Source organism: Rhizobium leguminosarum (assembly GCF_010668065.1).
In the GTDB taxonomy this organism is placed as follows: Bacteria; Pseudomonadota; Alphaproteobacteria; order Rhizobiales; family Rhizobiaceae; genus Rhizobium; species Rhizobium leguminosarum_S.
Window position 1 is genome coordinate 1 of record NZ_WUEN01000012.1, and the last position, 26219, is coordinate 26219.

General features: G+C 61.8%; 27 protein-coding genes. 18 read left to right on the forward strand and 9 right to left on the reverse strand.

Annotated features, from left to right (window positions below; translation table 11 throughout):
* Positions 1–41 precede the first annotated feature (41 nt).
* From GR198_RS26490 to GR198_RS26525, 9 genes are all read left to right on the forward strand, one after another.
* The gene (locus GR198_RS26490; RefSeq protein WP_164046149.1) at positions 42–1667 is read left to right on the forward strand and encodes a cisplatin damage response ATP-dependent DNA ligase; all 1626 of its coding nucleotides are present in this window, start codon (positions 42–44) and stop codon (positions 1665–1667) included.
* Positions 1664–1786, forward strand: a complete 123-nt coding sequence (locus GR198_RS36160) for a hypothetical protein (protein WP_261315219.1) — start codon at positions 1664–1666, stop codon at positions 1784–1786. Before GR198_RS26490 ends, GR198_RS36160 begins: the two co-directional genes overlap by 4 nt.
* The gene (locus GR198_RS26495; protein WP_029874312.1) at positions 1783–2703 is read left to right on the forward strand and encodes an alpha/beta hydrolase family protein; all 921 of its coding nucleotides are present in this window, start codon (positions 1783–1785) and stop codon (positions 2701–2703) included. Before GR198_RS36160 ends, GR198_RS26495 begins: the two co-directional genes overlap by 4 nt.
* A 189-nt stretch (positions 2704–2892) precedes the next feature.
* A complete protein-coding gene (locus tag GR198_RS26500; RefSeq protein WP_025393749.1) occupies positions 2893–3699 on the forward strand; it encodes a L,D-transpeptidase in 807 nt (268 codons plus the stop codon).
* A gap of 174 nt (positions 3700–3873) precedes the next feature.
* A complete protein-coding gene (locus GR198_RS26505) occupies positions 3874–4608 on the forward strand; it encodes a L,D-transpeptidase (protein ID WP_003557650.1) in 735 nt (244 codons plus the stop codon).
* A gap of 304 nt (positions 4609–4912) precedes the next feature.
* Positions 4913–5122 (forward strand): cold-shock protein, encoded by a 210-nt coding sequence (locus GR198_RS26510; protein WP_003546468.1) that lies wholly within the window; start codon positions 4913–4915, stop codon positions 5120–5122.
* 251 nt (positions 5123–5373) lie between these two features.
* On the forward strand, positions 5374–5658 hold the full coding sequence (locus GR198_RS26515; RefSeq protein WP_012756578.1) for a hypothetical protein: 285 nt from the start codon (positions 5374–5376) through the stop codon (positions 5656–5658).
* A gap of 60 nt (positions 5659–5718) precedes the next feature.
* Complete coding sequence (rpsU, locus tag GR198_RS26520; RefSeq protein WP_003546477.1) at positions 5719–5958, forward strand: 30S ribosomal protein S21; 240 nt, start codon at positions 5719–5721, stop codon at positions 5956–5958.
* Between the two features lie 205 nt (positions 5959–6163).
* Positions 6164–6388: a hypothetical protein gene (locus GR198_RS26525; RefSeq protein WP_028741582.1), complete on the forward strand. Its 225-nt coding sequence runs from the start codon at positions 6164–6166 to the stop codon at positions 6386–6388.
* 55 nt (positions 6389–6443) lie between these two features.
* Here GR198_RS26525 and GR198_RS26530 read toward each other — a convergent pair whose 3' ends face one another.
* Positions 6444–6929, reverse strand: a complete 486-nt coding sequence (locus GR198_RS26530) for a MarR family winged helix-turn-helix transcriptional regulator (RefSeq protein ID WP_164069836.1) — start codon at positions 6927–6929, stop codon at positions 6444–6446.
* A gap of 124 nt (positions 6930–7053) precedes the next feature.
* Between GR198_RS26530 and GR198_RS26535 the strand changes: the two genes are divergently transcribed.
* The gene (locus GR198_RS26535) at positions 7054–7476 is read left to right on the forward strand and encodes an organic hydroperoxide resistance protein (RefSeq protein WP_003546481.1); all 423 of its coding nucleotides are present in this window, start codon (positions 7054–7056) and stop codon (positions 7474–7476) included.
* A 366-nt stretch (positions 7477–7842) separates the two neighbouring features.
* On the opposite strand, the gene GR198_RS26540 is transcribed toward GR198_RS26535, so the two are convergent.
* Positions 7843–8289: a MarR family winged helix-turn-helix transcriptional regulator gene (locus GR198_RS26540; protein ID WP_164069774.1), complete on the reverse strand. Its 447-nt coding sequence runs from the start codon at positions 8287–8289 to the stop codon at positions 7843–7845.
* A gap of 88 nt (positions 8290–8377) precedes the next feature.
* Here GR198_RS26540 and GR198_RS26545 point away from each other — a divergent pair, with 88 nt between their 5' ends.
* The 3 genes from GR198_RS26545 (at position 8378) to GR198_RS26555 (ending at position 10538) form a co-directional block, all read left to right on the forward strand.
* Positions 8378–9106: a DUF899 domain-containing protein gene (locus GR198_RS26545; RefSeq protein ID WP_164069775.1), complete on the forward strand. Its 729-nt coding sequence runs from the start codon at positions 8378–8380 to the stop codon at positions 9104–9106.
* A 107-nt stretch (positions 9107–9213) separates the two neighbouring features.
* Positions 9214–9681 (forward strand): DUF1579 domain-containing protein, encoded by a 468-nt coding sequence (locus GR198_RS26550; protein WP_029874307.1) that lies wholly within the window; start codon positions 9214–9216, stop codon positions 9679–9681.
* Positions 9682–9758: 77 nt separating this feature from the next.
* Positions 9759–10538: a VOC family protein gene (locus GR198_RS26555; protein WP_029874306.1), complete on the forward strand. Its 780-nt coding sequence runs from the start codon at positions 9759–9761 to the stop codon at positions 10536–10538.
* A 60-nt stretch (positions 10539–10598) separates the two neighbouring features.
* Here GR198_RS26555 and GR198_RS26560 read toward each other — a convergent pair whose 3' ends face one another.
* Positions 10599–11216, reverse strand: coding sequence for an outer membrane protein (locus tag GR198_RS26560; RefSeq protein WP_164054815.1), 618 nt, complete (start codon positions 11214–11216; stop codon positions 10599–10601).
* Positions 11217–11379: 163 nt separating this feature from the next.
* Positions 11380–12906, reverse strand: coding sequence for an ABC-F family ATP-binding cassette domain-containing protein (locus GR198_RS26565; protein ID WP_164069776.1), 1527 nt, complete (start codon positions 12904–12906; stop codon positions 11380–11382).
* Positions 12907–13287: 381 nt separating this feature from the next.
* Between GR198_RS26565 and GR198_RS26570 the strand changes: the two genes are divergently transcribed.
* Positions 13288–13785, forward strand: coding sequence for a metal-dependent hydrolase (locus GR198_RS26570; protein ID WP_164069777.1), 498 nt, complete (start codon positions 13288–13290; stop codon positions 13783–13785).
* Between the two features lie 7 nt (positions 13786–13792).
* Here the strand turns inward: GR198_RS26570 and GR198_RS26575 are convergent, their stop codons facing one another.
* A complete protein-coding gene (locus tag GR198_RS26575) occupies positions 13793–15385 on the reverse strand; it encodes an ABC-F family ATP-binding cassette domain-containing protein (protein WP_164069778.1) in 1593 nt (530 codons plus the stop codon).
* 363 nt (positions 15386–15748) lie between these two features.
* Complete coding sequence (locus GR198_RS26580; protein WP_164069779.1) at positions 15749–17314, reverse strand: helicase HerA-like C-terminal domain-containing protein; 1566 nt, start codon at positions 17312–17314, stop codon at positions 15749–15751.
* Positions 17315–17538: 224 nt separating this feature from the next.
* On the opposite strand from GR198_RS26580, the gene GR198_RS26585 reads away from it, so the two are divergent.
* The 3 genes from GR198_RS26585 to GR198_RS26595 all read left to right on the forward strand — a co-directional run bounded on the left by GR198_RS26585 (position 17539) and on the right by GR198_RS26595 (position 18904).
* The gene (locus GR198_RS26585; protein ID WP_003546502.1) at positions 17539–17931 is read left to right on the forward strand and encodes a hypothetical protein; all 393 of its coding nucleotides are present in this window, start codon (positions 17539–17541) and stop codon (positions 17929–17931) included.
* A gap of 97 nt (positions 17932–18028) precedes the next feature.
* Positions 18029–18484 carry an NUDIX hydrolase gene (locus tag GR198_RS26590; protein WP_164069780.1) on the forward strand — a complete coding sequence of 152 codons (456 nt, stop codon included), beginning with the start codon at positions 18029–18031 and terminating at the stop codon, positions 18482–18484.
* A 78-nt stretch (positions 18485–18562) separates the two neighbouring features.
* On the forward strand, positions 18563–18904 hold the full coding sequence (locus tag GR198_RS26595) for a hypothetical protein (RefSeq protein ID WP_050573696.1): 342 nt from the start codon (positions 18563–18565) through the stop codon (positions 18902–18904).
* Positions 18905–18936: 32 nt separating this feature from the next.
* Here the strand turns inward: GR198_RS26595 and zwf are convergent, their stop codons facing one another.
* From zwf to GR198_RS26610, 3 genes are all read right to left on the reverse strand, one after another.
* On the reverse strand, positions 18937–20445 hold the full coding sequence (gene zwf, locus GR198_RS26600; protein WP_164069781.1) for a glucose-6-phosphate dehydrogenase: 1509 nt from the start codon (positions 20443–20445) through the stop codon (positions 18937–18939).
* Between the two features lie 352 nt (positions 20446–20797).
* Positions 20798–21568 carry a trans-aconitate 2-methyltransferase gene (tam, locus tag GR198_RS26605; RefSeq protein WP_164069782.1) on the reverse strand — a complete coding sequence of 257 codons (771 nt, stop codon included), beginning with the start codon at positions 21566–21568 and terminating at the stop codon, positions 20798–20800.
* A 123-nt stretch (positions 21569–21691) separates the two neighbouring features.
* Positions 21692–22966, reverse strand: coding sequence for a hemolysin family protein (locus GR198_RS26610; protein WP_029874296.1), 1275 nt, complete (start codon positions 22964–22966; stop codon positions 21692–21694).
* Positions 22967–23736: 770 nt separating this feature from the next.
* Between GR198_RS26610 and GR198_RS26615 the strand changes: the two genes are divergently transcribed.
* Positions 23737–26118, forward strand: coding sequence for a methyl-accepting chemotaxis protein (locus GR198_RS26615; protein ID WP_164069783.1), 2382 nt, complete (start codon positions 23737–23739; stop codon positions 26116–26118).
* Positions 26119–26219: the final 101 nt, after the last annotated feature.

Here is a 26219-nt window from a genome sequence, read left to right on the forward strand (position 1 = left end):
GTTGGGGAGGGGTCTTCTTTTCAAGTCAGGAGGAGGCACCCATGAAAGCCTTCGCCGACCTCCTCGATCGCCTAGTGCTCACCCCCAGCCGCAACGGCAAGCTGAAGCTGCTGACCGACTATTTCCGCGACACGCCGGACCCTGACCGCGGCTACGGCCTTGCCGCCATCGCCGGCACGCTGGAGGTGCGCAACGTCAAGCCCGCCATGCTGCGTGAGCTGGTGCTGGAGCGCATGGACGAGGTGCTGTTCCGTTATTCCTATGATTATGTCGGCGATCTTGCCGAAACCATCTCGCTCGTCTGGGACAATGAGAGGGATATCGACCGCTCGGCGCTCGCCCAGCCGCGTCTCGGCGAGGTCGTCACCGGCATGAATGCGCTCGGCCGCACCGAAGTGCGCAGCTACGTCCGCGATCTGCTCGACCGGCTGGATTCGTCCGGCCGTTTCGCCTTCATCAAGCTTGCCACCGGCGCCATGCGCATCGGCGTTTCCGCCCGCCTTGCCAAGCAGGCGCTGGCCGATCTCGGCGATAAGGACGTCACCGAGATCGAAACCCTCTGGCATGGCCTGCAGCCACCCTATGAGACGCTGTTCGAATGGCTGGCGGGTGGCGGCGAAAAACCGGTGCTGGCCACCCCGGCGATCTTCCACTCCGTCATGCTCGCCAATGCGGTGGAGGAGGGGGATCTGACCGGTCTCGATCCGGTGAATTATGCCGCCGAATGGAAATGGGACGGCATCCGCGTCCAGCTCTCCCGCTCCGGCGACAGGCGCAAGATCTATTCCCGCTCCGGCGACGACATATCAGGCGCCTTTCCCGATATTCTCGACGCGATCAGTTTTTCCGGCGTCGTCGACGGCGAGCTGCTGGTCGGCGGCACCGCGCGCTCCAATAGCCCGACCCGCACCTTCTCCGACCTGCAGCAGCGGCTGAACCGCAAGACGGTGACGGCAAAAATGCTTGGCGATTACCCCGCCTTCATCCGCACCTATGACCTGCTCTTCGATGGCGACGACGATGTCCGCGGCCGCACCTATGTCGATCGCCGCGATCGGCTGACCGAGATCATCGACCGCGCCCCGCACGACCGTTTCGACCTCTCGCCGCTCGTGCCGTTCTCGTCGTGGGAGGAGCTCGATACTCTGCGCGCCACGCCGCCCGATCCGGTCATCGAAGGCGTGATGATCAAGCGCCGCGACAGCATCTACCAGGCCGGCCGCATGAAGGGCCCCTGGTTCAAGTGGAAGCGCAACCCCTACAACGTCGATGCTGTGCTGATGTATGCCCAGCGCGGCCACGGCAAGCGCTCCAGCTACTATTCCGATTTCACCTTCGGCGTCTGGGCCGATGACGAGGACGGCGAACAGCTGGTGCCCGTCGGCAAGGCCTATTTCGGCTTCACCGATGCCGAGCTCGAGGTGCTCGACAAATTCGTGCGTGACAATACCACCGAGCGTTTCGGCCCGGTGCGCGCCGTGCGTGCCGACAAGGATTTCGGCTTCGTCGTCGAAGTGGCCTTCGAGGGCATCAACCGCTCGACCCGGCACAAATCGGGGGTCGCCATGCGCTTCCCCCGCATCGCCCGCCTTCGCCCCGACAAGCCCTCCTACGAGGCCGACCGGCTTCGCACGCTGATCGCCATGATCGAGGCCAAGCCGGCGTGAAGTTGCAAGCCCTGCGCAAAATGACGCAGGGCAATATTTTCAACAGCATGTGTATTGGCGGCAACGATCTTCCGGTGCAGATTCTGCATGCCGGGGAAATGATGGATGCTGCGTTATGAGCTCGCGTGAACGAAATTCCCTTTTCCTCCAGCGCCGTGCCGTGCTGGCGGGTCTCGCCGGTGCACTTATCCTGCCGCGCATGGCGGCCGCGTTCGATGTCCCGGACGAGCCGCGCCTTGCCAAGCACGACTACGCCAAGGTCCGCCACCATTTCCGCACCAAGCTGTTGCAGAAGGGGCCGGCGCCCGACAAATACGAATCGCTGAATGCGCCTGCCGATGCCGACAAGATCTTCTACCGCTCCGGTTACGGCGAGCTGGAGCTGGCGGCCTGGGTCTCGAAATACAAGCGCGAGCGCGCCGCCAGGCCGGCCGTGCTCTTCCTGCACGGCGGCAATGCCATGGGCATCGGCCACTGGCAGCTGATGAAGCCCTATATGGATGCCGGTTACGTGGTGATGATGCCGTCGCTGCGCGGCGAAAACGGCCAGATGGGCAATTTCTCCGGCTTCTACGATGAGGTCGACGATGTGCTCGCCGCCACCGAACGCCTTGTGCATCTGCCAGGCGTCGATCCCGAGCGCCTCTTCATCGCCGGCCACAGCATCGGCGGCACGCTGACCATGCTGACGGCGATGACCACCCACAAATTCCGCGCCGCTGCACCGATTTCAGGCAACCCCGACGCCTTCCGCTTCTTCAACCGCTATCCGCAGGATATCCGCTTCGACGATAGCAATACGCATGAATTCGAGGTGCGTTCGGCGCTGTGTTACGCCCACAGCTTCAAATGCCCGGTCCGCGTTGTCCACGGCACCGAGGAGCCGCATTTCAACGATCGCGCCGATCTGCTGGCCCGCCGCGCCCGCGGCGCCGGCGTTCATATCGAGACGGAAACCGTCGCCGGCAATCACACCTCGGCGCTGCCGGCCGAGATCGAACAGAGCATCCGCTTCTTTCACGGAGTGGCGGCCTGAGTTTCGCCGTTACCGGCGAAAGCGATTAAGTGTGACGGATGATTGATCCGCGATCCCGCCACCGTTGGCGGCGGGCTCATCGTTTCCTGATCTTGCCTTTCCCACCCCAACGCCAGCCTCGCGCCAGCCGCAGATGCCATCGTCCCGGCAGATATCGCTGTCTCGCCGATCGTTGATAAGGGTGGTTCCATGAATTTTCTGCGCCGGGTCTTCCCGCTTGCCGGGCTTGTGATTGCGGTTGCGTCGCTGAGCGGCTGCAACATCCTCATTCCCGATGTCGCCGCCGATTCGCCCGCCCGCTTCGTCCAGGAAACCTCGCCGGTCTTCTATCAGCCGCCCGGCGTCGATCCGCGCCGGGTGCGGCCGATCCCCGATCAGCCGGTGCCGCAGACGCGCGAACTCTACAAGACCCAGTTCCACCAGACCTATGGCCTGCCGGTTACGAATCCCGTGCACATGGCGATGTACGGCCAGCAGCGTGACGAGGATTTCACCCTGCCGGCGATCCCGGTTAGCCGCGTACAGCCGCAGTTCCTGCGCCAGGAGGTCGATTATCAGACGACCGAGCGTCCCGGCACAGTGGTCATCGATACCAAGGCGCATTTCCTCTATTTCGTCGAGGGCAACGGCAAGGCGATGCGCTACGGTGTCGGTCTCGGCCGCGACGGTTACGCCTGGTCGGGCCGCGGCGTCATCCAATGGAAGCAGAAATGGCCGCGCTGGACGCCTTCGGTCGAAATGGTCTCGCGCCAGCCTGAGGTTCGCCCGTTTGGGGCGGAGAATGGCGGCATGAATCCGGGGCTGATGAACCCGCTCGGCGCCCGCGCCATGTATATCTTCAAGGACGGGCAGGATACGCTCTATCGCATCCACGGCACACCCGACTGGCAGTCGGTCGGCAAGGCCACTTCGTCGGGCTGCGTGCGCATGCTGAACCAGGACGTCATCGATCTTTACGACCGCGTTCCTGCCAAGGCCGAGATCGTTGTGATGTAGCGCTGCAACAGCGCGGCCCATATCGTCTGCTCCGGGCCGACACGTCTGCGTGAAGCTATGGTTTATTTGGCGCAAGCCGATAGATCTCTTGATGTTGTTATCGGCATCGGACGAATCACCGTTTTCCCGGCGTCTCGTCCGGCTTCCCGCATCAGAGGAAATCAGTCCCGCGTCATGAGCTTCGATAGACATCTTTCCCGCCGCAGCTTTCTTTCCTTTTCGGCGTTGACCGCAGCCTCCGCGCTCGCCGGCTGCGCCTCCTCAGCCAACACCGTGACATCAGGCGATACGACGATCACTTACCGTTCGCCCATGCGCCTGTTCCAGTCCCCGGGTGCGTCGAGCGTGCCGAGTGGGGCCGAGCTTGCCGTCATGTATGGCCCCATCGAAGACGGCGGCTTTCTCATTCCAGCCGTTCCCTACGAGCAGATCGATCCGCGCTATTATCGCCAGCGCGTCGTCGATCCCACCGGTCAGCCCCCCGGCACCATCGTCGTCGATACGCCGTCGCGCTTCCTCTATCTCGTCCAGGGCGATGGCATGGCGATGCGTTACGGCGTCGGCATCGGCCGCGAGGGTTTCGCCTGGCAGGGGTCGGGCGTCATCCAGTGGCGTCAGAGATGGCCGCGCTGGAAGCCGCCGAACGAGATGGTCGCCCGCCAGCCGGAACTCGTCAAATATTCGATCGAGAACGGCGGCATGGAGCCGGGTCTGAAGAACCCGCTCGGCGCCCGCGCACTCTATATCTTCTCGAATGGAGAGGACACGCTCTATCGCCTGCACGGAAATCCCGACTGGCGCTCGATCGGCAAGGCCGTCTCGTCAGGCTGCGTGCGGCTGATGAACCAGGATATCATCGATCTCTACGACCGCGTTCCCACCAAGGCGCCCATCGTCGTCTGGCAGTAATCGTCATCGAGGCGGCCGCAATCCGGCCGCCTCGGATCGATCGCTTTTTCCGGCAAGCAGGTGCTTTGCCCCTGGGGAAAAGGGTGCTTCCCCCTGGGGCAAGAGCTTCATTTTGCCCCCGCGAGAGAATTATTTTCCGAAATACCATTGCTTAATTCGGTAAATATCCTACATGGTGCGTATCGAATTGCTTGCGACCTTTGTCCACGCGCTTGAGCGCTCCGTCAGATATCCTCTCAACATCGATACGGCTTGTCGGATATCTTTCCGCAGGCGAACACAAACGGTTGAAAAGGAGATCGTTATGAATTCAGGCGTCGTCAAGTGGTTCAATGGCACCAAGGGTTTTGGCTTCATTCAGCCCGATGATGGTTCTACGGACGTTTTTGTCCATATTTCAGCGGTCGAACGCGCCGGCATGCGCGAACTCGTTGAAGGTCAGAAGATCCGCTACGATCTCGTCCGCGACAAGAAGTCCGGCAAGAATTCGGCCGACAACCTTCAGGCCGCATGATTTGTCATTCGCCTCTGCTGACCATGAATATGGCAGCGGGCTGGCCATGTGCTGGCAGCAAGCTGACCACGGATGTACTGGCAGCGAGCTACCGATACCGGCGGCGGGCTGAGTGACTGGAAGAGGTCGGGTACCAGCCCGGCCTTTTTGCTTTGATCGCAGGCTTTTGCGGAATGCCCGGTCGTTCCTGAATGACCCCCGGTCGTTCTGATTGACCGATTGAGCAGCCGAAGAGTCGAAGGGACGCTGAAATGGGCAGACCAAACTATAAAGTCGGCGACATGATCGTGCTGAAATCCGGCCTTACCCGCACGGCGAAAGCCGACAAGCGGTGCCGGATCTCCAGCATCCTGCCCAACGACCATGGGCATGTGCAATATCGCGTCCAGTTCGACGCAGAGAATTTCGAGCGCCGCATCACTGAGGCCGACATCGATACCGGTGAATCTCCGTCGAGGGCTTCCCCCGAGGCGGCGGCCAAGTCCGACGGCGCCGAGCCCTGGCTGAAGTTTTCGAGCATCAAAATCGGGAAGTAGTTCCGGGTTTTTTATTTTTGGACAGTGCGGCCTCGCCGCCGCAACAGGAAGGATATCGTTTTGCAGGTACTCGTCAGAGATAACAATGTCGATCAGGCGCTCCGCGTGCTCAAGAAAAAGATGCAGCGGGAAGGCCTGTTCCGGGAAATGAAGGCGCGTAGCGCCTTTGAAAAGCCGTCCGAGAAGCGCGCCCGCGAAAAGGCCGAGGCCATTCGCCGCCAGCGCAAGCTCGCCCGCAAGAAGCTGCAGCGCGAAGGTCTGCTGCCGGCACCGAAGAAGGTTCTGCGCCCCACCCGCTAATTCCGGGCGTGGCATCACGGCCTACCGTGGATCACGGCGCAACCGTGGAATCACGGTTCAGCCGTGAAGCCATGGCTTACAGCGCCGCGCGTCTTTTCGAGACGCGCAAGGAGGCTGTAACACTTGAATTTCAGCATAATTCCTTGAACCGATTCCGATTTGAGGAACTATGCAGTAAAGCCGCCATCACCTGGGAAAGGGGCACATGACCGCCACCAAGGGAGAATTCTTCAATCCCGCCAAGCTTTCGTCTCGCGACAAGGCGGAAGCGACCGATCACACGGCGCGCGCCATTATCGCCGCCGAGGCAACGGCCCGTGACAAGAAGACGGAGAAGCTGAAGGCGCTGCGTTTGCAGCAGGAGGCCGAGGCCGAACCTAAGGCGGCGCCTGCAAAGAAGCGCCGGTCACCGGCCAAGCCGCGGCCCTGATTTGCGGCGCGCGCGCCGGCTCTAGCGGGGTGCCGGCTCTACTGGGTGAATGCGTTCAGCCGCCCGTGCCGGCCCGCCCGAGATTGCCCCGCAGCCGATGCAGCATGTCGCGCATCTCGGCCATTTCCTGAAGCGTGCAGCCTGCGGCTTGCCCGATCGCCGTCATGATCGTATCGATCTCCCCTTTCATTGCCTCACCTCTAGGGGTCAGCGACACGATCACCTGCCGTTCGTCGCGCAGGTCGCGGATGCGCTTGATCAGCCCGCTCTGTTCCAGCCGTTTCAACAGCGGCGATAGCGTGCCGGAATCGAGATCCAGCTGCTCGCCGATCGTCTTGACCGGCAGTTCGCCGCGTTCCCACAGCACCAGCATCACCAGATATTGCGGATAGGTCAGTCCGACCCTGTCGAGGATGGGCTTGTAGGCGCGGGTGAAAGCATGCGCCGTCGCGTAGACCGCGAAGCACAACTGCTTTTCCAGCCGCTTCTCCTCTTGCGGTATCTCCATCGTCTTCGTCGTTTGCGCTCTCATATCTATTATCCCTGAAGCCTGATTGTCCTCTTTTCGAATCCGAAATGCAATTTGCAAAATTCACTTGCGTACAATTTAATTGTGCGATAATAAAAGTCCAACCCGATCGAAGGGCCAACCAAAGGAGATTGTCATGCCTATTCTCTATACGACCAAAGCCTCTGCCACCGGCGGCCGCGCGGGCCGCGCCGTTTCCGAAAACGGCGTTCTGGACGTGACGCTGACCGTTCCCAAGGAACTCGGTGGTGACGGCGCGACCGGCACCAATCCCGAACAGCTTTTCGCCGCCGGCTACTCCGCCTGCTTCCTCGGTGCATTGAAATTTGTCGCGGGCCAGCAGAAGGTCAAGATTCCCGAGGACACGACAGTCTCCGCCAAGGTCGGCATCGGCCCGCGTGAAGATGGCGGCGGCTTCGGCATTGAAGTGGCGCTGACGGTCAACATCCCGGGTCTCGACCGCGAAACCGCTGAAAAGCTCGCAGCCGCAGCCCACATCGTCTGCCCCTACAGCCATGCGATGCGCACCTCGACCGAGGTCCCGGTCACAGTCGCCTGATCGGGGCAATTCCCAGCAAACGTGCGGGAGCAGCTTCTGTCTTCGACCGGACACCCTCGCGCTTCTGCTCCTGAGACGAACGCAGTACAGCCCAGCCCAGGAAATCGGTGAGGTCAGCCCCTCATCCGGCTGCCGCCACCTTCTCCCCGCTCGCGGGGCGAAGGGGATATGCCGCGACCTCTCCGTTCCCCACAGGCCTCTCGCGGGGCACGTTCCCTCTCCCCGTTTTTACGGGGAGAGGGTTAGGGTGAGGGGCAGCCATCGGAGCGAGCTGGATCGCCATCGGCTTGCTCTATTCGTCCGTTGCCCGTCCGCCGTGACGAGGTCGGCGTTCAGCCCGGCCGGCCCCGGCGTTTCCATCGTCATTCATGACAGCGCCTGCAGTTCCTGCCGCAGCCGGGCGGCGCCGCCTTCTGGCAGCTTTCCGTCGATCATCGCATGTGTGCTTTCCCAGATCGGCAGCGCCTTTGCCAGTACCGCCTTGCCCTCAGGGGTGAGGCTCAGCAGCCGGCCGCGCCTGTCTCTGGGGTTCTCCATCACCGTTACCCAGCCCTTGCGCTGCAGCGGCTTCAGCGCCGCCGTCAGCGTCGTCTGGTCCATGGCGAGCAGGGCTGCGACCGGCCCCATCGGCGGCGGCTCCGGCCGGTTCAGCGACATCATCAGCGAAAATTGCCCGTTGGTCAGTCCGGCCGGCCTCAGCGCATCGTCGAACAGCCGGGCAAGCGCGCGTGCTGCCCGCTGCACATGCAGGCAGAGGCAGGTGTCGCGCACCATCAGCGTCGTGGAAAAAGGAATCTCGATCGAATTTGACATGCTCCATTTCTATTGATATCAATGTATTTAGTCAAGGAGAAGGAGATGAGCCGGCTTCACCGGCAGGCGCCGGAGGAGGGCGCATTCCATGCAGAATGAAGTTGTGTCCCGCGAAGAGTGGCTCGAAGCCCGCCGTGCCCTGCTGGCAAAGGAGAAGGAGGCGACGCGGCTGCGCGACAGCGTCAACGCCGCCCGCCTGGCGCTGCCCTGGGTGAAGGTCGACAACGATTATGTCTTCGAAACGCCCGACGGCAGGAAGACGCTCGCCGATCTCTTCGATGGCCGCAGCCAGTTGCTGATCTACCATTTCATGCTTGGCCCGGATTGGGATGCCGGCTGCACCGGCTGCTCCTTCCTGTCCGATCATGTCGATGGCGCCCTGCCGCATCTGAACCATCACGACGTCACCTGGGTCGCCGTTTCACGCGCGCCGCTCGACAAGATCGCCGCCTACAAACAGCGCATGGGTTGGCAATTTCCCTGGGTTTCGTCCTTCGGCAGCGATTTCAATTTCGATTATCACGTATCTTTCAGCCCCAAGGATCTTGCCAAAGACAAGGTCTTTTACAATTTCACACTTATGCAGCCGGCTGATGCCAATGACGAACTGCCGGGCCTCAGCGCTTTCTACCGCAACGACAAGGGCGAGGTCTTCCATACCTATTCGAGTTATGCCCGCGGGCCGGAAGAACTGATCGGCACCCTGATGATCCTCGACCGCGCGCCGAAGGGCCGCAACGAGGACAGCACGATGAATTTCGTGCGCCGCCACGACGAATATGAGGAGGCCGCCAAGGCGCCATCCTGCTGTCACTGAGCCGGAGCATGATGCCGAAAAGTGTAAGCAGTTTTGCCGGGAAAGTCGCGAAGTGACTTTCACAGAATGCGGAAACCAAACACCACCATCATTCAAGGGAGAAGAGGATGATGAAGACCGCTGAAGTGCTGAAGGAACATTCCTTCCTGGAAAGACTGGTCGGCGACTGGACCGTCACCGCGCCCGACATGAGTGGCGGCGAGCCCTGGACGGAGACCGTCCGCTCGCTGCACGGCATCTGGTTCGTCGCCGAAGGGACCGGCCGCATGCCTGATGGTAAGGAGGCAACCAGCATCCTGACGCTCGGTTACAACGACGCAAAAGGCAAATATGTCGGCAGCTGGATCGGCAGCATGATGGACTATATGTGGGTCTATGAGGGCGAGGTCGACGCGTCAGGCAATGTGCTGGACCTCTATACCACAGGCCCCGACTTCAATGGCGATGGGCTTGCCGACTACCGCGAGCAGATCATCTTCGACGCCGCCGATAACCGCACCTTCGTCTCCAGCGCCAAGCAGCCGGACGGCTCCTGGAAGCAGTTCATGGAAGCACATTACGCCCGCAAGATCTGACAATCGCGGCGTTCAACCTCGAGAAAGGGGCCTCGCAGAGAGGCCTCCGAAGAGGGACGTCGAAAAGGGAGAGTATGATGTCTGAGACGCATGGAAAGTTCATCTGGTGCGAGTTGATGACCCCCGACACATCGGCTGCCGCGAAATTCTACAGCTCGGTCGTCGGCTGGACCACCTCCGAAATGAAAATGGAGGGCATGCCCACCTATACGATCTTCGAGGCGAACGGCATCGGCGTTGCCGGCCTGATGGAATTTCCGGCTGAACTCGAAGGCAAGGGCATTCCGCCGAACTGGACGGGTTATGTCGATGTCGACGACGTCGACCAGTCGGCCAAGGATTTCGCCGCCAATGGCGGTTCGGTCCGCCGTCCGCCGGAAGACATCCCGACCATCGGCCGCTTCGCCGTCGTCGCCGATCCGCATGGCGCGGTGCTCTGCATCATGACGCCGGCGCCGATGGAGAAACCCATGCCGGAACTGGCCTTCGACGCACCCGGCAATATCGGCTGGCGCGAACTCTATGCCGGCAATGGCAAAGAGGCGCTGGCCTTCTATTCCAAGCTGTTCGGCTGGACGAAGGACAGCGAATTCGATATGGGCCCGATGGGTGTCTATTATCTTTTCGCCCATAACGGCCGGCAGACCGGCGGCATGATGACCAAGCCGGAAAACATGCCGATGACCTTCTGGTGCTATTATTTCATCGTGCCCACCCTCGACGCCGCGATCGAACGTGTCACCTCAGGCGGCGGCAAGGTCGTCAACGGCCCGATGGAAGTCCCCGGCGGCAGCTGGATCATCCAGGCCACCGACCCGCAAGGCGCCTTCTTCTGCCTGGTGGCACCGAAGCGGTAGGTTTTTAGGCGTGGCAGCGTGCGGCAAGACCCTCATACGGCTGCCGCCGCTGCCTTTCCGTCAGAACTTGTAGCTGGTTCCGAAGAGGACCTTGTCCTGCGTGGCGCCGACATCGCCGATTGTCGAGCCGAAGTCCTTGTTGCCGAAATCGGAATGGCGATATTCGCCGCGCACCAGGATATTGTCGGTGACCGCATGTTCGATGCCGCCGCCGGCCGTCCAGCCGATCAGGATGCCATCCTTCTTTCCGGCAGCGGGAATGTCGACCTTGCCGCCGCCGGCTGCCACGCCTGCCGTTGCAAAGAACAGGGTTCGGTCCCAAGCGTAACCGACTCGGGCTCGGCCGGAAGCATCCCATTCGAGGTTCGCATTGTCATTTTTCTCGAAGTTATAGTTAAAGTCGTTCTCGATGCCGTAGACGATATTTCCGGATTGGAAATTATAGCCGGCATGCAGGCCGGATGTGCCGCTGTCGATATCCTGATCCGAGCCGAGGATCTTTGCCTGGCTCCAGGAATATCCGCCCTGGGCGCCGAGATAGAAGCCCGACCAGTCATAGGCCGAAGATACTTGCTCGGCGGACGGCGCCGACGGCGTTTCATAGGTGAGATCGGCGGCAACGGCAGGAACGGCAACCGAAAGCGTCAGGGCGGCGCAGGCGACTAATCTGATATGCATGGAGATGCCTCGTGTTCATGGGAAGAAAAGCCGAGAGAGCGATTGCGACACTCGGCTCTCAAGAAACCATGCCCCGCGCCGGTGTTGCGGAGTGTCCTTTAACATTGAGATTTGTTGCGAACCCTCGCAAAGGACGGGGCGGCGCGGCACGCCCCGTAGCCCATCACACGCCTGATCCCACCGAAGCGAAAAACCTTTCCGGGCTCTCGACCTCCACCAGCCGCTTCTTCTCGATCAGCCAGAACCGGTTTCCCACCGCCCGCACGAAACTGCGGTCATGCGAGACCAGCAGGCAGCTCGCCTCATGCGCCATCAGCTCGCTCTCCAGCGCCTCCTGTCCGTCGATGTCGAGGTGGTTGGTCGGTTCGTCGAGCAGATAGAAGTTCGGCTCCGTCAGCCGCAGCACCAGCATGCCGAGCCTGGCCTTCTGCCCGCCGGAGAGCTGGCCGATCGGTTTTGCCTGCATGTCGATCGTCATGCCGGCGCCGGCCAGCAAACCCCGCGCCCGCTGGTCGCCGACATCGAAGCGGCGGATGATTGTGCCGATCGGTGTGTCGGTGTCGGCAAGATCGGCAAGCGCCTGGTCGCCATAGCCGAGCACCAGCGAAGGCGTCGCCTTGATGCTGTCCCGCGCCGTCTCCGGTCTTTCGATCGCCTGCTTCAGCATCGACACCAGCCGCGACTTGCCGGCGCCGTTGAGGCCGAGCAGCACGATGCGGTCACCCTGGCAGATGAATTGCCGGCCGGTTTTGAACAGCAACGTTCCATCCGGCGTCGTCACCGCCGCATCCTCCAGCGTCATCAGCACCTTGGCATGCGTGCCGCGATTGGCAAGCCGGATGGCGCCGGCCGAGCGCTCCAGATGCGCCGGTTTTGCCGCATCCTCCAGCTTCTCCGCCCGCTGCTTGAGCTGCTTCGTCTTGACGACGAGCAGATCGCTGCCGGAGTTGATGCCGATATTGTTGAGCTTCGCCGCCTGCTTGCGCAACTGCTCCGCCACCTTCATGTCGCGCTCGTAGCGCCGGGCTTCGGAAGCGTCGGCCTCGTCGAGGGCGGCGCGCGCCCTGGTATAGGGCAGGGCGAAAACCGGCGATTGCTCCGGCCGCAGGAACAGCGTCCGGTTGGTCGTCGCATCGAGGAAGGCGCGGTCGTGGCTGGACAGGATAACCGGCACGTCCCGCGGCAGGGCATTCAGCCAGCCCTCCAGCTGCGCAATCTTTTCGAGGTCGAGATGGTTGGTCGGTTCGTCGAGCAGAAGCACGTCGGGCTCGCTTACCCAGGTGCGGGCAAGCATGGCAAGCCGCTGCCAGCCGCCGCTCAACTGCTTCAGCGGCCGGCCGCGCATGACCTCCGGCACGTCGAGCGATTCCAGCACCACGTCGACCCGCCAGCTCTCGCTTTCGGCCTGATCGGCCGGCAACGCCTGCAGCACCGCGTCGTAGAACGGCGTGTCGAAAAGGGCAGGTGGCACATTCTGCGCGACATGGCCGACGGTCAGCCCGCGCGCCTTGGTGATCTCGCCCTCGCTCGGCTCCAGCGCGCCGGTGATGCAGGCAAGCAGCGTCGATTTCCCCCGCCCGTTGGCGGCGACGAGGCCGATGCGGTCGCCGGCATTGACGACGAGATTGAGCTTGGAAAACAGGGGGTTGCCCAGCGTCACGCCGAGATTGCGGATATTGATGAGTGTCATGATCGTTCTCTGGTCTTGACCGGGTGGTCGCACGATCCGGGGCGTTCAGCCATCACGGGATTGCGCGGTTCGGGCCCGGGAAATGAGAGGAATGCGCGCTGTCATCTACGGCGCCACATTGGCCACGAAGGGCAGACCAGGAAGAGATGTCGAGAAACGGTCTCTGGTCAGCCCTGCAAACGCATTTGCAGGGCGTTGACGGGACCACGCTGGCGATTAAACCGAAAATAATATTGCATTGCGTGATCCTCCTTTCTCGAAAGGTTGCGGGATTCCAATAACATTGCCCGCGAAAAGAGGCAAGGGAGCCGGACCTGTGCCGATTCTAGCCATAAACCGCGCATAGGGGATTCTTCGGGACCGACCGGGAGAATAAGTCGCATGCTCATTGCCCATTTGCCGGCAGGCTACCTTCTCGGGAGCGCCGCGCGGCAGCGGTCCGCCGCACCCGGCATCATGACCGCAGCCTTGATCGGCAGCGTATTGCCGGATTTCGACATGGTCTATTTTTTCCTGACCGGCGGTAAAGTCCACCATCACGACTATGTCTCCCACTGGCCGCTTTTTTGGCTCGGCTTCGCCGCCACGGCCCTGCCGGCGATCGGTCGACTGGCGCCGGACTGGCTTCCAACGGCCGCCGTCTTTTTCGCAGCCGTCATGCTTCACATGGTTATGGATACCGTCGCTGCGCCGATGCTTTGGCTCGCGCCATTCGATTGGTCGAAATTCGAGCTGACGACGGTGCCGGCGACCTACAGCAATTGGGTCGTGAGTTTCATCTTGCACTGGACTTTCGCTCTTGAACTCCTGATCTGCGTCACCGCGTTGATCGTCGCCGTCCGCCGGAACCGTCGCGTCGGAGGCCGGCAGCAGGCATGAGCCGGAGTTATCCCAGGTCGGCTGGCGACAGTTCCAACCGCCGCGTGATCCCGATACTCCTGAGGAATGTCTCGTCGTGGCTGACCACCAGCAGCGCGCCATCATAGGCGCGCAGTCCTGCCTCGACCGCTGATATCGAGTCGATGTCGAGATGGTTGGTCGGCTCGTCGAGGATCAACAGCGGCGGCGGTGCCGAGCCGAGGACGCAGGCAAGGCCGGCGCGCAGCAATTGCCCGCCGCTGAGCGTCGATACGGTCTGTAGCGCCGCATCGGCCCTGAACATGAAGCGGGCAAGGGCAGCCCGGCAGGTATTTTCATCGGCCTGCGGATTGATCCGGCGAAAATTGTCGCGGATCGAGGCCGACGGATCGAGCAGGCTCACCTTCTGATCGAGCATAGAGAAAGCGGTCATGACGCCGACCGTGCCGGCCCAGGGTTTCAGAGCGCCGGTAACGAGCGCCAGCAAGGTCGTCTTACCCGAGCCGTTGCGGCCGGTGACCGCGATACGCTCGGGTCCCGTCACATCGAAGGAGAGATCGCGGATGACGGGATCATCAGGCTGGTAGCCCGATGTCACGCCATCCATCTTCAGCACGATCTTGCTGGCGGGCAATCCGGTCGGGGGCAGGGTGACCGACAAGGGCTGGAGGATCTCGATCTTCTCGCGCGCTGCTGTTGCCTCTCCCAGCGCCTGCGCGCGCCGGCGGTCGGCGAGGCGGGCATTGTCGCCGCCCGTCGTTTCGCTCCGCTCCTTCATGCCGCCGAGCATGATGCGCGGTATGCCGCCCTTGGCCGCCGTCTTCCGCCCAGCGCTGTCCCTCTGCGCCTGACGCTCCACCGTCGCCTGCGCCTTCCTCGCCACCTCGGCCATGCGTTTTTCGGCTTCAGTGAGATCATGCTGTGCCGCCGCGAGCTCGAGCGCCTTGCGCTCGCGGTAATGGCTCCAATTGCCGCCGTAGCGCGTGGCGCCGAGCGACGTCAGTTCGACGATCGCATCGACGCTTTCGAGCAGTTCCCGGTCATGGCTGACGATGATGGCGCCGGCCCGCCAGCCTGACATCAGCGCGATTACCGCCTCGCGGCCCTTGCGATCGAGATTGTTGGTCGGTTCGTCGAGCAGCAGGAAATCCGGCTCCGTGAAGATCAACGCGGCAAGCCCGGCACGGGTGCGCTGCCCGCCGGAGAGCACGGCAAGCGGCGTCTCCGGCGGTGTGTCGAGCCCCGTCCGGTTGAGCGCTGCGGCGACGCGCGCCTCCAGCATCCAGTCCGCCGATGCAAGCTCGTCGGTCGTTGCCTCGCCGGCTTCGGCGCGGCGATGAATAGCGAGCGCATCGGTCACGCCGAAGAGATCGGCGATCGTTTCCTCAGGCGCCACCTGAACGCTCTGCCGCAGCACGCCGAGGCTGCCATTGACGGATACCGTCCCCGAATGCGGCTGGAGTTCACCGGAGACGAGCTTCAGCAGCGTCGTCTTGCCGACGCCGTTGCGCCCGACAAGACCGGTCCGTTCCGTCCCGAAACTCAGGTCGAGATTGGAAAAAAGCGACCGCCCGTCAGGCGCGGACCACGAAACTTGGGAGAGGGTGATGGATGCAGGCATGGATATGGATTTCCCGGTTGGCAAGGCGAACTGGCGTTGCGATCGGGTTGAAATCCATTGCGGCACACATCCTGTTGAATTGGTCGATGGCAGATAATTTAGGGAATAAAGGCTGAAGGTTCAAGAAGGAGAACGATCTTGCATTCTTCGGGGGAAGGCCGTGGGAAGTTGCCCCTCACCCTAACCCTCTCCCCGTAAACGGGGCGAGGGGACGTGCCCTACGAGAGGTGAGCGAGGAAAGGAGAGGTTGCGGCTATTTCCCCTTCGCCCCGCGAGCGGGGGTCCGAAGGACGGGTCGAGACACGTGGCTCGACCCCGGTCGGTGCCGGCAGGCGGATGAGGGGCTTACGGCAGTCCGCAGACTTACCGCTTCAAGCTCCCCAATATCCCACGCACCAGCGCCCGGCCGACCTGCGTCGCAACCGTGCGCGCCACGCTCTTCATCGCCGCTTCCACCACCGTTTCGCGCTGATAGCCGGACGTCCGGCCGCGCGATTGGCCGCGGCCCTGGTTGTCGTCGTCATTGCCGCCGCCGAAGCCCGGCAGGTTCCAGCCGGAGGTCGTGTTGCCCTGTTGCTGGGGTGCTTCTTCCTGCGCTCGCTTGGCGGCCTCGGCATCGGCCGCCTTCTTTGCCCGCGCCGCCAGCAGCTCGAAGGCGGATTCGCGGTCGACATCCTCGTCATAGATGCCGAGAACCGGGCTCCTGTCCATGATCTGTCGGCGCTCGTCATCCGTCACCGGGCCGACGCGGCCGGATGGCGGGCGGATCAGTGTGCGCTCGACGATCGAAGGCGCGCCCTTGGCCTCCAGCGTCGAGACTAGCGCCTCGCCGGTGCCGAGATTGGTGATGACGGTGGCGCAATCGAAGGCCGGATTCGCACGGAATGTATCGGCCGCCGTCCTCACCGCCTTCTGCTCGCGCGGCGAATAGGCGCGAAGCGCATGCTGCGCCCGGTTGCCGAGCTGGGCGAGCACCGTTTCCGGCACGTCGAGCGGGTTCTGCGTCACGAAGTAGACCCCGACGCCCTTGGAGCGGATCAGCCGCACCACCTGCTCGACGCGTTCGGTCAGCACCTTCGGCGCGTCGTTGAAGAGCAGATGCGCCTCGTCGAAGAAGAAGACGAGCTTCGGCTTGTCGGGATCGCCCACCTCGGGCAATTCCTCGAAGAGCTCGGAAAGCAGCCAGAGCAGGAAGGTGGCGTAAAGCCGCGGATTCATCATCAGCTTGTCGGCGGCCAGCACCGAGATCTGGCCGTAGCCATTATTGTTGGTGCGCATGATGTCGGTGATCTTCAGCGCCGGTTCGCCGAAGAAGTGCTCCGCACCCTGCTGTTCGAGAACGAGCAGCGCCCGCTGGATCGAGCCGACCGACGCCTTGGAGATCAGCCCGTACTGGTTGGAAAGTTGGCTGGCGTTCTCGCCCATATAGTTGAGCAGCGAGCTGAAATCCTTGAGGTCGAGCAACGGCAGCCCGCCCTCGTCGGCGATCTTGAAGGCGATGTTGATGACCCCTTCCTGCGGTTCGGAGGCATCCATCAGGCGGGCGAGCAGCAGCGGTCCCATCTCGGCGATGGTGGTGCGCACCCGGTGGCCCTTCTCCCCGAACAGATCCCAGAAGATCACCGGAAACTGGTCGAATTCGTAGTCGGCAAAGCCGATCTGCTCGGCGCGTTTCGTCAGGAAATCCTTCGGCTCGCCCTTGGCGGCGATGCCGGAAAGGTCGCCCTTGATATCGGCCGCAAACACCGGAACGCCGGCCCGGGAGAAACCTTCGGCCAGCACCTGCAGCGTCACCGTCTTGCCGGTGCCGGTTGCGCCGGTGACGAGGCCGTGGCGATTGCCGAATTTCAGGTCGAGATATTCCGGCTTGTTGATGCTGTCATCGGGATTGCGGCTCGCGCCGATGAAAATCTTGCCTTCCTCGATCATTCGGAATGCTCCCTTGGGGCTCTGCCGCCATTTGTATGAGAAGGCGGCTTCTGCCGCCTTCATCGAACCATCGTTTCCCTGTTATAAGCAGGGAGATGGATGCGGACAACTGTTTGCATTGAAAGCAAAACCGGACAAAGTGCGGCCCGGGGAGGGGCCGGCTTGAGTTGCGGTCGAATCTCGATTAACGTTGACGTTAACGTCAAAAAAACAGGAGGCTGACGATGAATGAAATTGTGACCCAGATCGCCGATCGCGTGGGTATTGCGCCTGATCTGGCCGAAAAGGCGCTCGGCATGATGCTCGGTTTCCTGCAGCGCGAGGCCGCCGATGGCCCGGTTGCCAAGATGATCGAAGCGATCCCCGGCGGTGCCGATCTCGTCGCCCAGTTCAATGGCGCAGGTGCCGGCGGCGGCGGTCTGCTCGGCGGGCTGATGAGCTCGCTCGGCGGCGGCGGCATCATGGGGCTTGGCCAGCAGCTGATGGGCGAGGGCCTCGGCATGGGCGAAATCACCTCGCTTGCCAAGGAAACCATCGCGATCGCCAAGCAATATGCCGGCGAAGAGGTCGTCGACGAGGTCGTCGCTTCCGTCCCGGGCCTCAGCCAGTTCGTCTGAGACGAGGGATCGGCAGGAGCCTCGCTTTGTTGCGGGGCTCATTGTTCTCGCCACACCGGGATGAAAAGCAAGCGCTGTCCCTATGGAAGGAGAGCTCGTGACCGTCTGGCGCCCATCGCAGCAGATCAGGGTGAAGGTGATCGGCCTCGCCTGGCGGAAAGACCAGCTGCTTGCCGCCGAAGTGGAGGATGACAGCGGCCGCATCAAGGGCGTTCGCCCGCTCGGCGGTGCGATCGAATTCGGCGAGAGCCGTGAGCAGGCCCTGCACCGCGAATTCAGGGAGGAACTCGAGACCGATATCCGCATCGTCGGCCCCTGGCATCTGCTTGAAAACATCTACGAGCATCATGGCGCAATCGGTCACGAATACATCTTCGCTGCCGATATCGAACTGGCCGATGCGTCGCTCTATGAGTGCGATGAAATCCGCTACTGCGAACTCGACGAGACGGCGGCGACAGAGCGCTGGTTCGGCCGCGACAGGCTGCGGGACGCCGGCATCGATCTCTATCCGACAGGTCTCGACAGGCTGCTGTCGTGCTGGCGCGATTGAGCCTGAGATCGCCCGCTCTGAGGCGCCATATTCCGATCGCCAAACTTTGATCGTCCGCCCCAGCTTCCGAGGGGAACAATGAGGTCGTCCTGCTGTTTCTGTCGCATCGCTGAAACCATAGGAAATAGCATCATGCGTATGTTTCTTGCAGCAGCCTCGATCATTCTCCTCGGCTTCGCCGCTCCGGCTTTCTCCCAGGCCCTTGCTGATATGGATTCTAGCGGCCGCTTCGGCGGCATGCCGCCCGGCACGGTGCCGGGGGCGGAATCCAATGGCGGACTGATGATTCCGCTCGATCCAGTCGAAACCGGTGATATCACCGTCGTCATTCCGTCCGATCGGACCGTCTGCCCGCGGCCCGGAACGCGTCAGTACCGCGCGGCAGAGCGCGACGGTACGCTAGGCGACGCCTGCCGCTGACGGGATAGGCCCAGATCAGCAATCAGGACCGGCTATTTGTCGTTTTTGTGCAGCACGACGCCGAGTTCATGCCACTGCCGCCTGTCGCGCTGGATCAGTTCGTCGGCTGAGGCCGGTCCCATGCTGCCCGGCGTGTAGGCGTCAGGCACGCTCTGATCCTTGGCCCAGATATCGAGGAAGGGTTGCACCGCCGCCCAGCCGGCCTCGATGCCGTCGGCGCGCTGGAACAGAGTCTGGTCGCCGATGAAGAGATCGTAGAGCAGTGATTCATAGCCGGTCGTCTTGGCAATATCGAATTTGTCGGAATAGCGGAAATCGAGCGAGACCGGCACGGTATCGACGGAAAGCCCCGGCGATTTGATCGAGATTTCCATGCTCATGCCCTCGTCGGGCTGCACCTGGATCACCAGCCGGTTCGGCGGCAGGCGGCGCTTGACGTCGGTCTCGCGAAACTGCGCGAAGGGAACCGGCTGGAAGGTGATGACGATCTCGGTGTCGCGTGCCGTCAGCGCCTTGCCGGTCCTGAGATAGAAGGGCACGCCGGCCCAGCGCCAGGTATCGGCATAGAGCTTCAGTGCCACGAAGGTCTCGGTCCTGCTATCGGGCGAAACGTCCTTGGTGTCGCGATAGGCGGGAAGCTGAGCCCCATTGAGCGGGCCTGCAGCATAGGCGCCGCGCACGCCATGCGTCTTGGCCTCCTCAGGTGTATAGACGCGCAGCGCCTTCAGCACCTTGCTCTTTTCGTTGCGGATCGCTTCGGCATCGAAGCTGTTCGGCGGCTCCATGGCGATCATCGCCAGCAACTGGAAGAGATGGTTCGGCACCATGTCGCGCAGCGCGCCGGTTGCATCGTAGAATTTGCCGCGGCTGCCGACATCGACGATTTCGGCGGCGGTGATCTGCACATGGTCGATGTAGCGGCTGTTCCACAAGGACTCGATTATCATATTGGCGAAACGCGCCGTCATCAGGTTCTGCACGGTTTCCTTGCCAAGGAAATGGTCGAGCCGGTAGACTTGGCTTTCCCCGACTTGCGCGAGGATCTGTGCATTGAGCGCCTGCGCCGAGGCGAGATCGGTGCCGAACGGTTTTTCGATCGCGACGCGGCGGAAGACGCCGTCGCTTTCATCGGTCAACCCATGGGCGGCAAGCTTCTCGACGATCGTCCCGAAGAAGGATGGCGGCACCGCGAGATAGAAGGCGGCATTGGCATGCGGCCCCAGCCGCTTGCCGATCTCGACGAAAATATCGTCCTTGGTGAAATCCCCGGACGTATAGGAAATGCGCCGGCGCAGGCTTTGCCAGGCTTCGTCCTTCACCGTCGGCTCTTCGCCGCTCAGATGATTGAGGAATTGGTCGAGCCGCCCGCGCAGGAATTCGTCGTCACCAGGTTCGATGCCGATGCCGAGAATGTGGAGATCCTCGCCGACCAGGCGGCTGCGCGTCAGATTGATGATCGCCGGCACCAGCAGGCGGCGCGTCAGGTCTCCCGTGGCGCCGAAGATGACGAGGGTGACCGGCGGGGTAGGGGCAGCGTCCATGTGTCATCTCCTTGGATTTTCCGGCCGACTATAATGCGCGCCAGCTTTGCCGCAACATATGCAGGCGAGGGATAACAGGCATTTGACATCCTCCGGCGCCTGCGGCCGCCCGCCCCTCATCCGCCTGCCGGCACCTTCTCCCCGTAAACGGGGCGAAGGGACATGCCGCAACGTCTCCGTTCCCGCCAGCCTCTCGCAGGGCACGTCCCCTCGCCCCGTTTACGGGGGTCCGGAGGACGGGTCGAGACGAGTGGCTCGACCCCGGCAAGGTTAGGGTGAGGGGCAAGCCACACGGTAGGTTAGGGTGTGAGGGGCAGCCATCGACACGACCCAGCATGCCGGGCGCGGTCGATTACCCTTTCACCGCCACCATGAAGATCCTCGGAAACCTGAGCAGCACTCGCCCGTCCGACATCTTCGGATAGGCCTTTTCCAACCGCTCCAGGTAATCGGCCAGGAATGCCTCGCGATGCTCTTCGCCGGCATGGGCGAGATAGGGCATCAGTCCAGTTCCCTTCACCCATTCGACGATCGCTGCAGCATCCGCCATCGGATGATTGTAGACGGTGTGCCAGATATCGACGCGCGCGGCTTTGGCGATCAGCCGGCTGTAATAGGTGGACGGCGGCGGCAGCGGCTTGCGGCGCACGCTCTTCGCCTCGAAGGCGGATTTCCACGGGCCGGCATGGGCGGTCTCCTCCATCGCCAGATGCGAGGGTTCGCCGAGATTGTCGGGCATCTGCACGGCCAGCACGCCGCCTTCGGAAAGCCCGTCCATCAGCCGGTCGAAAATATCGAGATGATCAGGCAGCCATTGGAAGACGGCATTGGCAAACAAAAGGTCGGTGGGTTCGTCCGGCTGCCAGCGGGAGAGATCGGCCTCGACGAAAGCAGTGGCAGGAAGCCGCTTGCGGGCTGCCTCCAGCATGTTCATGTCGCTGTCGACGCCGGAGACGCCGTCCGCCCCATAGCGCTCGATGATCAGCTCGGTCGAATTGCCCGGGCCGCAGCCGAGATCGATGGCATGACGAATCTTTTGCAGCGGCACCTGTGCCAACAGGTCGCGCGCCGGTCGCGTGCGCTCATCCTCGAATTTTACATATTGATTGGCGGACCATGCCATGGCGTTCACTCCTGCTGTCAGGCCACATCGTCCATGTGGTGGATGCGGATCTTGTCGATGTTGCGGCCGTCGAGATTGACGACCATCGGCGACGTCGCCGGCGACGAAGGCACCTGCCGAGCTTCACTCAGCCGACACAAGTATTTTGTCCACGCGCCTCCCGTCGAGATCGACGACTTCGAAGCGCCATCCATCTCTTGTGAAGCTCTCGCCCAATTCCGGCAGATGTTTCAACTCTTCCAACACCAGGCCGGCGACAGTCTGATATTCCAAGTCGCCATCGAGCTTGAGGTTTAGGAATTCAGCGAACTCGTCAATTGGCGTCCAGCCCGACACGAGGTAAGAGCCGTCGTCTCGACGAGCGATGGCCTGTTCATCGACCGGCCCCTCCTGGAGAGCCCCCATGATTGCTTCCAAAATGTCACCCGACGAGACAACCCCCTCGAAGTGGCCGTACTCGTCGAAAACCAGCACCATGTGAACGGGCGATTTCCTGATGGCTTCAATCACATTGATGGCAGTTGAAAGGTCTGAAACCACCGGGACGTCTTGCGTCAGAGCCGTAATGTCGGCACTGCCGTGTTCGGACATCGCGTCGTAGAAGTCCTTGACTGGAAGGATGCCGATCACCTCGTCCGAACTGCCTTTTCGAACCGGCAACCGCGACCGCTTCGTCCTGTGCAACTGGGTCCGAATTTCATCAAGGCTGTCGTCGATATCGATAATTTCAACGTCCCGCCGGGGCGTCATAAGCGCTCGGGCGGTGCGGTCCGCAAGCCGCATGACACCTGATATCATCGCGGACTCTTCACTTTCGATAACTCCAGCCGACTGCGCCTCGGCCAGAACAGTTTTGATCTCTGCGTCAGAGACATTGTCGCCACCTTTTCCTGTTTGGCCCAGGAGCTTGAGCACAAGATTTCCGGAGGCGTTTAGAAGCCACACGAGTGGCAGCGCAATTTTTGAAAGGACCGCCATAGCTGGTGCGACCTTGGCCGCAACCGCTTCGGGTTCCCGCAATGCGATCTGCTTTGGAACAAGTTCGCCGACGATCAACGAAAGATATGTGATTGCCACGACGACTGAACCTACGCCAATGGCATCAGCGGCCGTCGATGACATTCCCTGGGCTTCCAGCCATCCGCTCAGGCGCCCGCCGAGCGTGGCCCCTGAGAAAGCGCCGGATAGAACGCCGACCAGCGTGATGCCGATCTGCACCGTAGAGAGAAAACGACCAGGGTTTTCGGCAAGTTTGATCGCTTGAGCTGCACCCTTGCTTCCATTGTCGGAGAGAACCTTTAGGCGAGCTGTTCGAGAATACACAACGGCCAGCTCCGACATGGCGAGTACACCATTCAGGATGGTGAGAAACGCCACAATTCCAATTTCCAGAAACACAGGGACCCTATTCGTTGAGGTTGTCATACCGCATTCATCAGGCAACGCGGCGAGGCATTCGAAGGGACGATACTATAGACGCATCGCCTATCGTCTTTCTATCATCGTGTTACATCGGTGTAGGTTCCATCAGTCTTCAGAATTCCGTGAGTGACAACGCCGACCCATGCGGGAGGGTCGAAATCCAGTCGAAAAACCATCAATGATCAAAGGCGGTCGTCGTCATGGCGGACCGCTCCTCTGAAGTGAAAGTCATATGCCGTCGGTACAAGCAGGCCGGCATGTGGCCGCCCGTCATTCTCGATGATGTGGAAAGCGGCTGCTCTCTGCGGGAGCCGTGATATGCTTGAGGCGAGGCGGAGGTCATCGCACCGTCTACAATGGTCGCCTGCTTCCTCGGCCGGGAGATCCCGGTTGGAAGGGGCGGAGCTTGTACTGGATGGGTCGCTGTCAGGCATGTCGCAATTTTGACGGTGAAACAGGGCCGACGCAAGAGGCGCCGGGCAAAAATCCTTATAGCGTCTTGATGTGACAGTTTCGCCAACGGCAGCCGCACCGCGTTTGCGCGTCTTAAAAAAGGCGCTGCGATCAGCCCTGGTAAAAGTGGCCCAATACACCGTAAATTAACAGCCGCTCCGTATCTTCTTTAAATTGCGAACGATTTCCGCGCCGTGCAGCCACGTCCTGAAATCAGTTCTCGGTCGGGGGAAGCCGGGACGGAATAGATCGGTGCGCGATCGACGACCTGCCCGCTTGAGGAGGTTAAGCGCATGCAGTTCAAATCGGCGACCGGACGCAACATTTTTTCGGTGGCGGCCTGCGGTGTCATCGCCACGATCGCGGCATCGGGCGTTCTTTTTTACATCGCCTACAACGATATGCGCAAATCGAGCCTCGATCAGATGCTCCAGATCGCCGCCACCAACGCACTCAACGTCGAGAAATCCATGAGCGTGGCACTCGGCATCGTCAATACGTTGGAAACGTCGCTGTCGACGATGAAGGACGGCGGAAACGCCAATCGTGCTGCCGCCGACGACCTGCTGAAGAACATGCTGCAGGATAATCCGATGGCGCTCGGTGTTTGGACCGGCTGGGAACCGAATGCCTTTGACGGCAAGGACAAGGATTTCGTCGGCAAGGAAGGCCACGACACGACCGGCCGCTACGTGCCTTACTGGGTGCGCAGTGGCGACAAGATCCAGCACACGCCGCTGGTCGACTATGCCGTATCGGGCGCCGGCGATTACTACCAGCTGCCCTTTACCCAGAAAAAGGCCGTGGTCATCGAACCTTATGTTTACGCGGTCGACGGCAAGGACGTGCTGATGACCTCGGTCGCCAAGCCGATCATGGTCGACGGCAAAGCGCTTGGCGTCGCCGGCATGGATATTTCGCTCGACGACGCCAACAAGGCGATCTCGGCAGTTCACCCGATGGAGACCGGCTATCTCAGCCTCGTGACGGGCGCTGGCAGCATCATCAGCCATCCCTCCGCCGAGCTCGCAGGCAAGAACATCAAGGACGGCGGTGATTTGACGGCCGGTTGGGATCAGTTGATCGCCAAGCCCGGCGTCGCGCAGGAGATCGCAGGCCGGGACGGCCAGACCTATTTCTCGGTCGCCTATCCGGTAAAGCTGACGACTGACCTGAACTGGTACGCCGTTGTCTCGGTGCCCAAATCCACCGTCTTTGCCCAGCTCAACAACATGGCCTGGAGCGCCGTTGCGATCACCGCCATCGCGGCACTGCTGCTCGGTCTCGCGGGCTGGCTCATCGCCCGCAAATTCATCCGCCGCATAGAGGGCGTGATCGCCGAGACCGATCGCATCGCCCATGGCCAGCTCGACGTGCAATTGAGCGACAAGAATGCCAAGGACGAAATCGGCGACCTCTCACGCTCCCTCGCCATCCTGCTGGAAAGCAATCGCCAGAAGATCAAGCTCGAGGCCGATGCGGAAACCTCCCGGGCCCGCGAAGAGATTGAACGGCAGGAACGTTCCGTTCATCATGCCGCCCGCGAGGATTCGATCAAGTTCGCGGTCAGCGAACTCGGCAACGGACTGGCCAGCCTTTCCAACGGAGACATGACCATCCGGCTGGAAAAGCCGTTTGCCGACTCGCTTGACGAAATCCGCGTCGATTTCAATGCGTCTGTCGAAAAGCTCCAGGCAGCCCTGATTTCCTTCTCCGAAAACGCCGCCGTCATCCAGGCCGGTTCGGAAGAAATCCGCTCTGGCGCCGACGATCTCGCCCGCCGCACCGAACAGCAGGCCGCTTCCGTCGAGGAGACTGCCGCCGCGCTAGAGCAGATCACCACCTCTGTCAAGGACTCCACCCTTCGCGCCGAGGAAGCGGGCACGCTTGTCAGCCGCACAAAGCAAGGTGCGGAAAAATCCGGAGAGGTCGTGCGCAATGCCGTCGATGCCATGACCGGCATCGAACAATCCTCGCAGTCGATCTCCAACATCATCGGCGTGATCGACGATATTGCCTTCCAGACGAACCTGCTGGCCCTCAATGCAGGCGTCGAGGCAGCACGTGCAGGGGAGGCCGGCAAGGGCTTCGCCGTCGTCGCACAGGAAGTGCGTGAACTGGCGCAGCGCTCGGCCACCGCCGCCAAGGAGATCAAGGCGTTGATCACCTCGTCCGGCGACCAGGTCAAGCGTGGCGTCGATCTCGTCGGTCAGACCGGCAAGGCGCTGCAGGCGATCGTTGCCGAAGTCCAGCAGATCAACAGCAATGTCCAGGCGGTCGTCCAGGCCGCCCGCGAACAGTCGACCGGTCTCTTGGAGATCAACACGGCGGTCAACCAGATGGATCAGTCGACCCAGAAGAACGCCGCAATGGTCGAGGAATCGAATGCCGCCTCGCACACGCTGGTGACGGAGGTGTCTGCCCTTTCGGAGCGTCTGGCACAGTTCAATCTCGGCCGGGCGGCCAACGCGGCTCCTGCCGCGCGGACGACTGCCAGGCCGTTGGCACGCCCGGTCGCGGCGACGCTTGCGGCGCGCAGACCGGTTCCCGCCTCGGCCACCGATCATGCCAGGCCCGCTCCGTCGCCGGCCCGCGCACTCGGCGGCAAGCTCGCAGCCGCCTTCGGCACCTCAGCCGCACCGGCTTCGACCGAGGGCAACTGGGAAGAGTTCTAGACTCTCCACACGCGTCATCGAAGGCGGCAGACATTGTTTTCCTCCAGCGGACAGAGCTGCAAGGATAAGACGCGCTCAATTTTGATTTGAACGCATTCAAT

Bases quoted from the DNA above. Each gene is read 5' to 3' on its own strand.
- GR198_RS26550 (WP_029874307.1), top strand. From the start codon at position 9,214: ATGATGAAGACCGCTGAAGTGCTGAAGGAACATTCCTTCCTGGAAAGA.
- GR198_RS26505 (WP_003557650.1), top strand. From the start codon at position 3,874: ATGAGCTTCGATAGACATCTTTCCCGCCGCAGCTTTCTTTCCTTTTCG.
- GR198_RS26490 (WP_164046149.1), top strand. From the start codon at position 42: ATGAAAGCCTTCGCCGACCTCCTCGATCGCCTAGTGCTCACCCCCAGC.
- GR198_RS26555 (WP_029874306.1), top strand. From the start codon at position 9,759: ATGTCTGAGACGCATGGAAAGTTCATCTGGTGCGAGTTGATGACCCCC.
- GR198_RS26560 (WP_164054815.1), bottom strand. From the start codon at position 11,216: ATGCATATCAGATTAGTCGCCTGCGCCGCCCTGACGCTTTCGGTTGCC.
- GR198_RS26580 (WP_164069779.1), bottom strand. From the start codon at position 17,314: ATGATCGAGGAAGGCAAGATTTTCATCGGCGCGAGCCGCAATCCCGAT.
- GR198_RS26565 (WP_164069776.1), bottom strand. From the start codon at position 12,906: ATGACACTCATCAATATCCGCAATCTCGGCGTGACGCTGGGCAACCCC.
- GR198_RS26585 (WP_003546502.1), top strand. From the start codon at position 17,539: ATGAATGAAATTGTGACCCAGATCGCCGATCGCGTGGGTATTGCGCCT.
- GR198_RS26575 (WP_164069778.1), bottom strand. From the start codon at position 15,385: ATGCCTGCATCCATCACCCTCTCCCAAGTTTCGTGGTCCGCGCCTGAC.
- GR198_RS26595 (WP_050573696.1), top strand. From the start codon at position 18,563: ATGAGGTCGTCCTGCTGTTTCTGTCGCATCGCTGAAACCATAGGAAAT.
- tam (WP_164069782.1), bottom strand. From the start codon at position 21,568: ATGGCATGGTCCGCCAATCAATATGTAAAATTCGAGGATGAGCGCACG.
- GR198_RS26570 (WP_164069777.1), top strand. From the start codon at position 13,288: ATGCTCATTGCCCATTTGCCGGCAGGCTACCTTCTCGGGAGCGCCGCG.
- GR198_RS26545 (WP_164069775.1), top strand. From the start codon at position 8,378: ATGCAGAATGAAGTTGTGTCCCGCGAAGAGTGGCTCGAAGCCCGCCGT.
- GR198_RS26500 (WP_025393749.1), top strand. From the start codon at position 2,893: ATGAATTTTCTGCGCCGGGTCTTCCCGCTTGCCGGGCTTGTGATTGCG.
- GR198_RS26540 (WP_164069774.1), bottom strand. From the start codon at position 8,289: ATGTCAAATTCGATCGAGATTCCTTTTTCCACGACGCTGATGGTGCGC.
- GR198_RS26510 (WP_003546468.1), top strand. From the start codon at position 4,913: ATGAATTCAGGCGTCGTCAAGTGGTTCAATGGCACCAAGGGTTTTGGC.
- GR198_RS26515 (WP_012756578.1), top strand. From the start codon at position 5,374: ATGGGCAGACCAAACTATAAAGTCGGCGACATGATCGTGCTGAAATCC.
- GR198_RS26615 (WP_164069783.1), top strand. From the start codon at position 23,737: ATGCAGTTCAAATCGGCGACCGGACGCAACATTTTTTCGGTGGCGGCC.
- GR198_RS26495 (WP_029874312.1), top strand. From the start codon at position 1,783: ATGAGCTCGCGTGAACGAAATTCCCTTTTCCTCCAGCGCCGTGCCGTG.
- GR198_RS26535 (WP_003546481.1), top strand. From the start codon at position 7,054: ATGCCTATTCTCTATACGACCAAAGCCTCTGCCACCGGCGGCCGCGCG.
- zwf (WP_164069781.1), bottom strand. From the start codon at position 20,445: ATGGACGCTGCCCCTACCCCGCCGGTCACCCTCGTCATCTTCGGCGCC.
- GR198_RS26525 (WP_028741582.1), top strand. From the start codon at position 6,164: ATGACCGCCACCAAGGGAGAATTCTTCAATCCCGCCAAGCTTTCGTCT.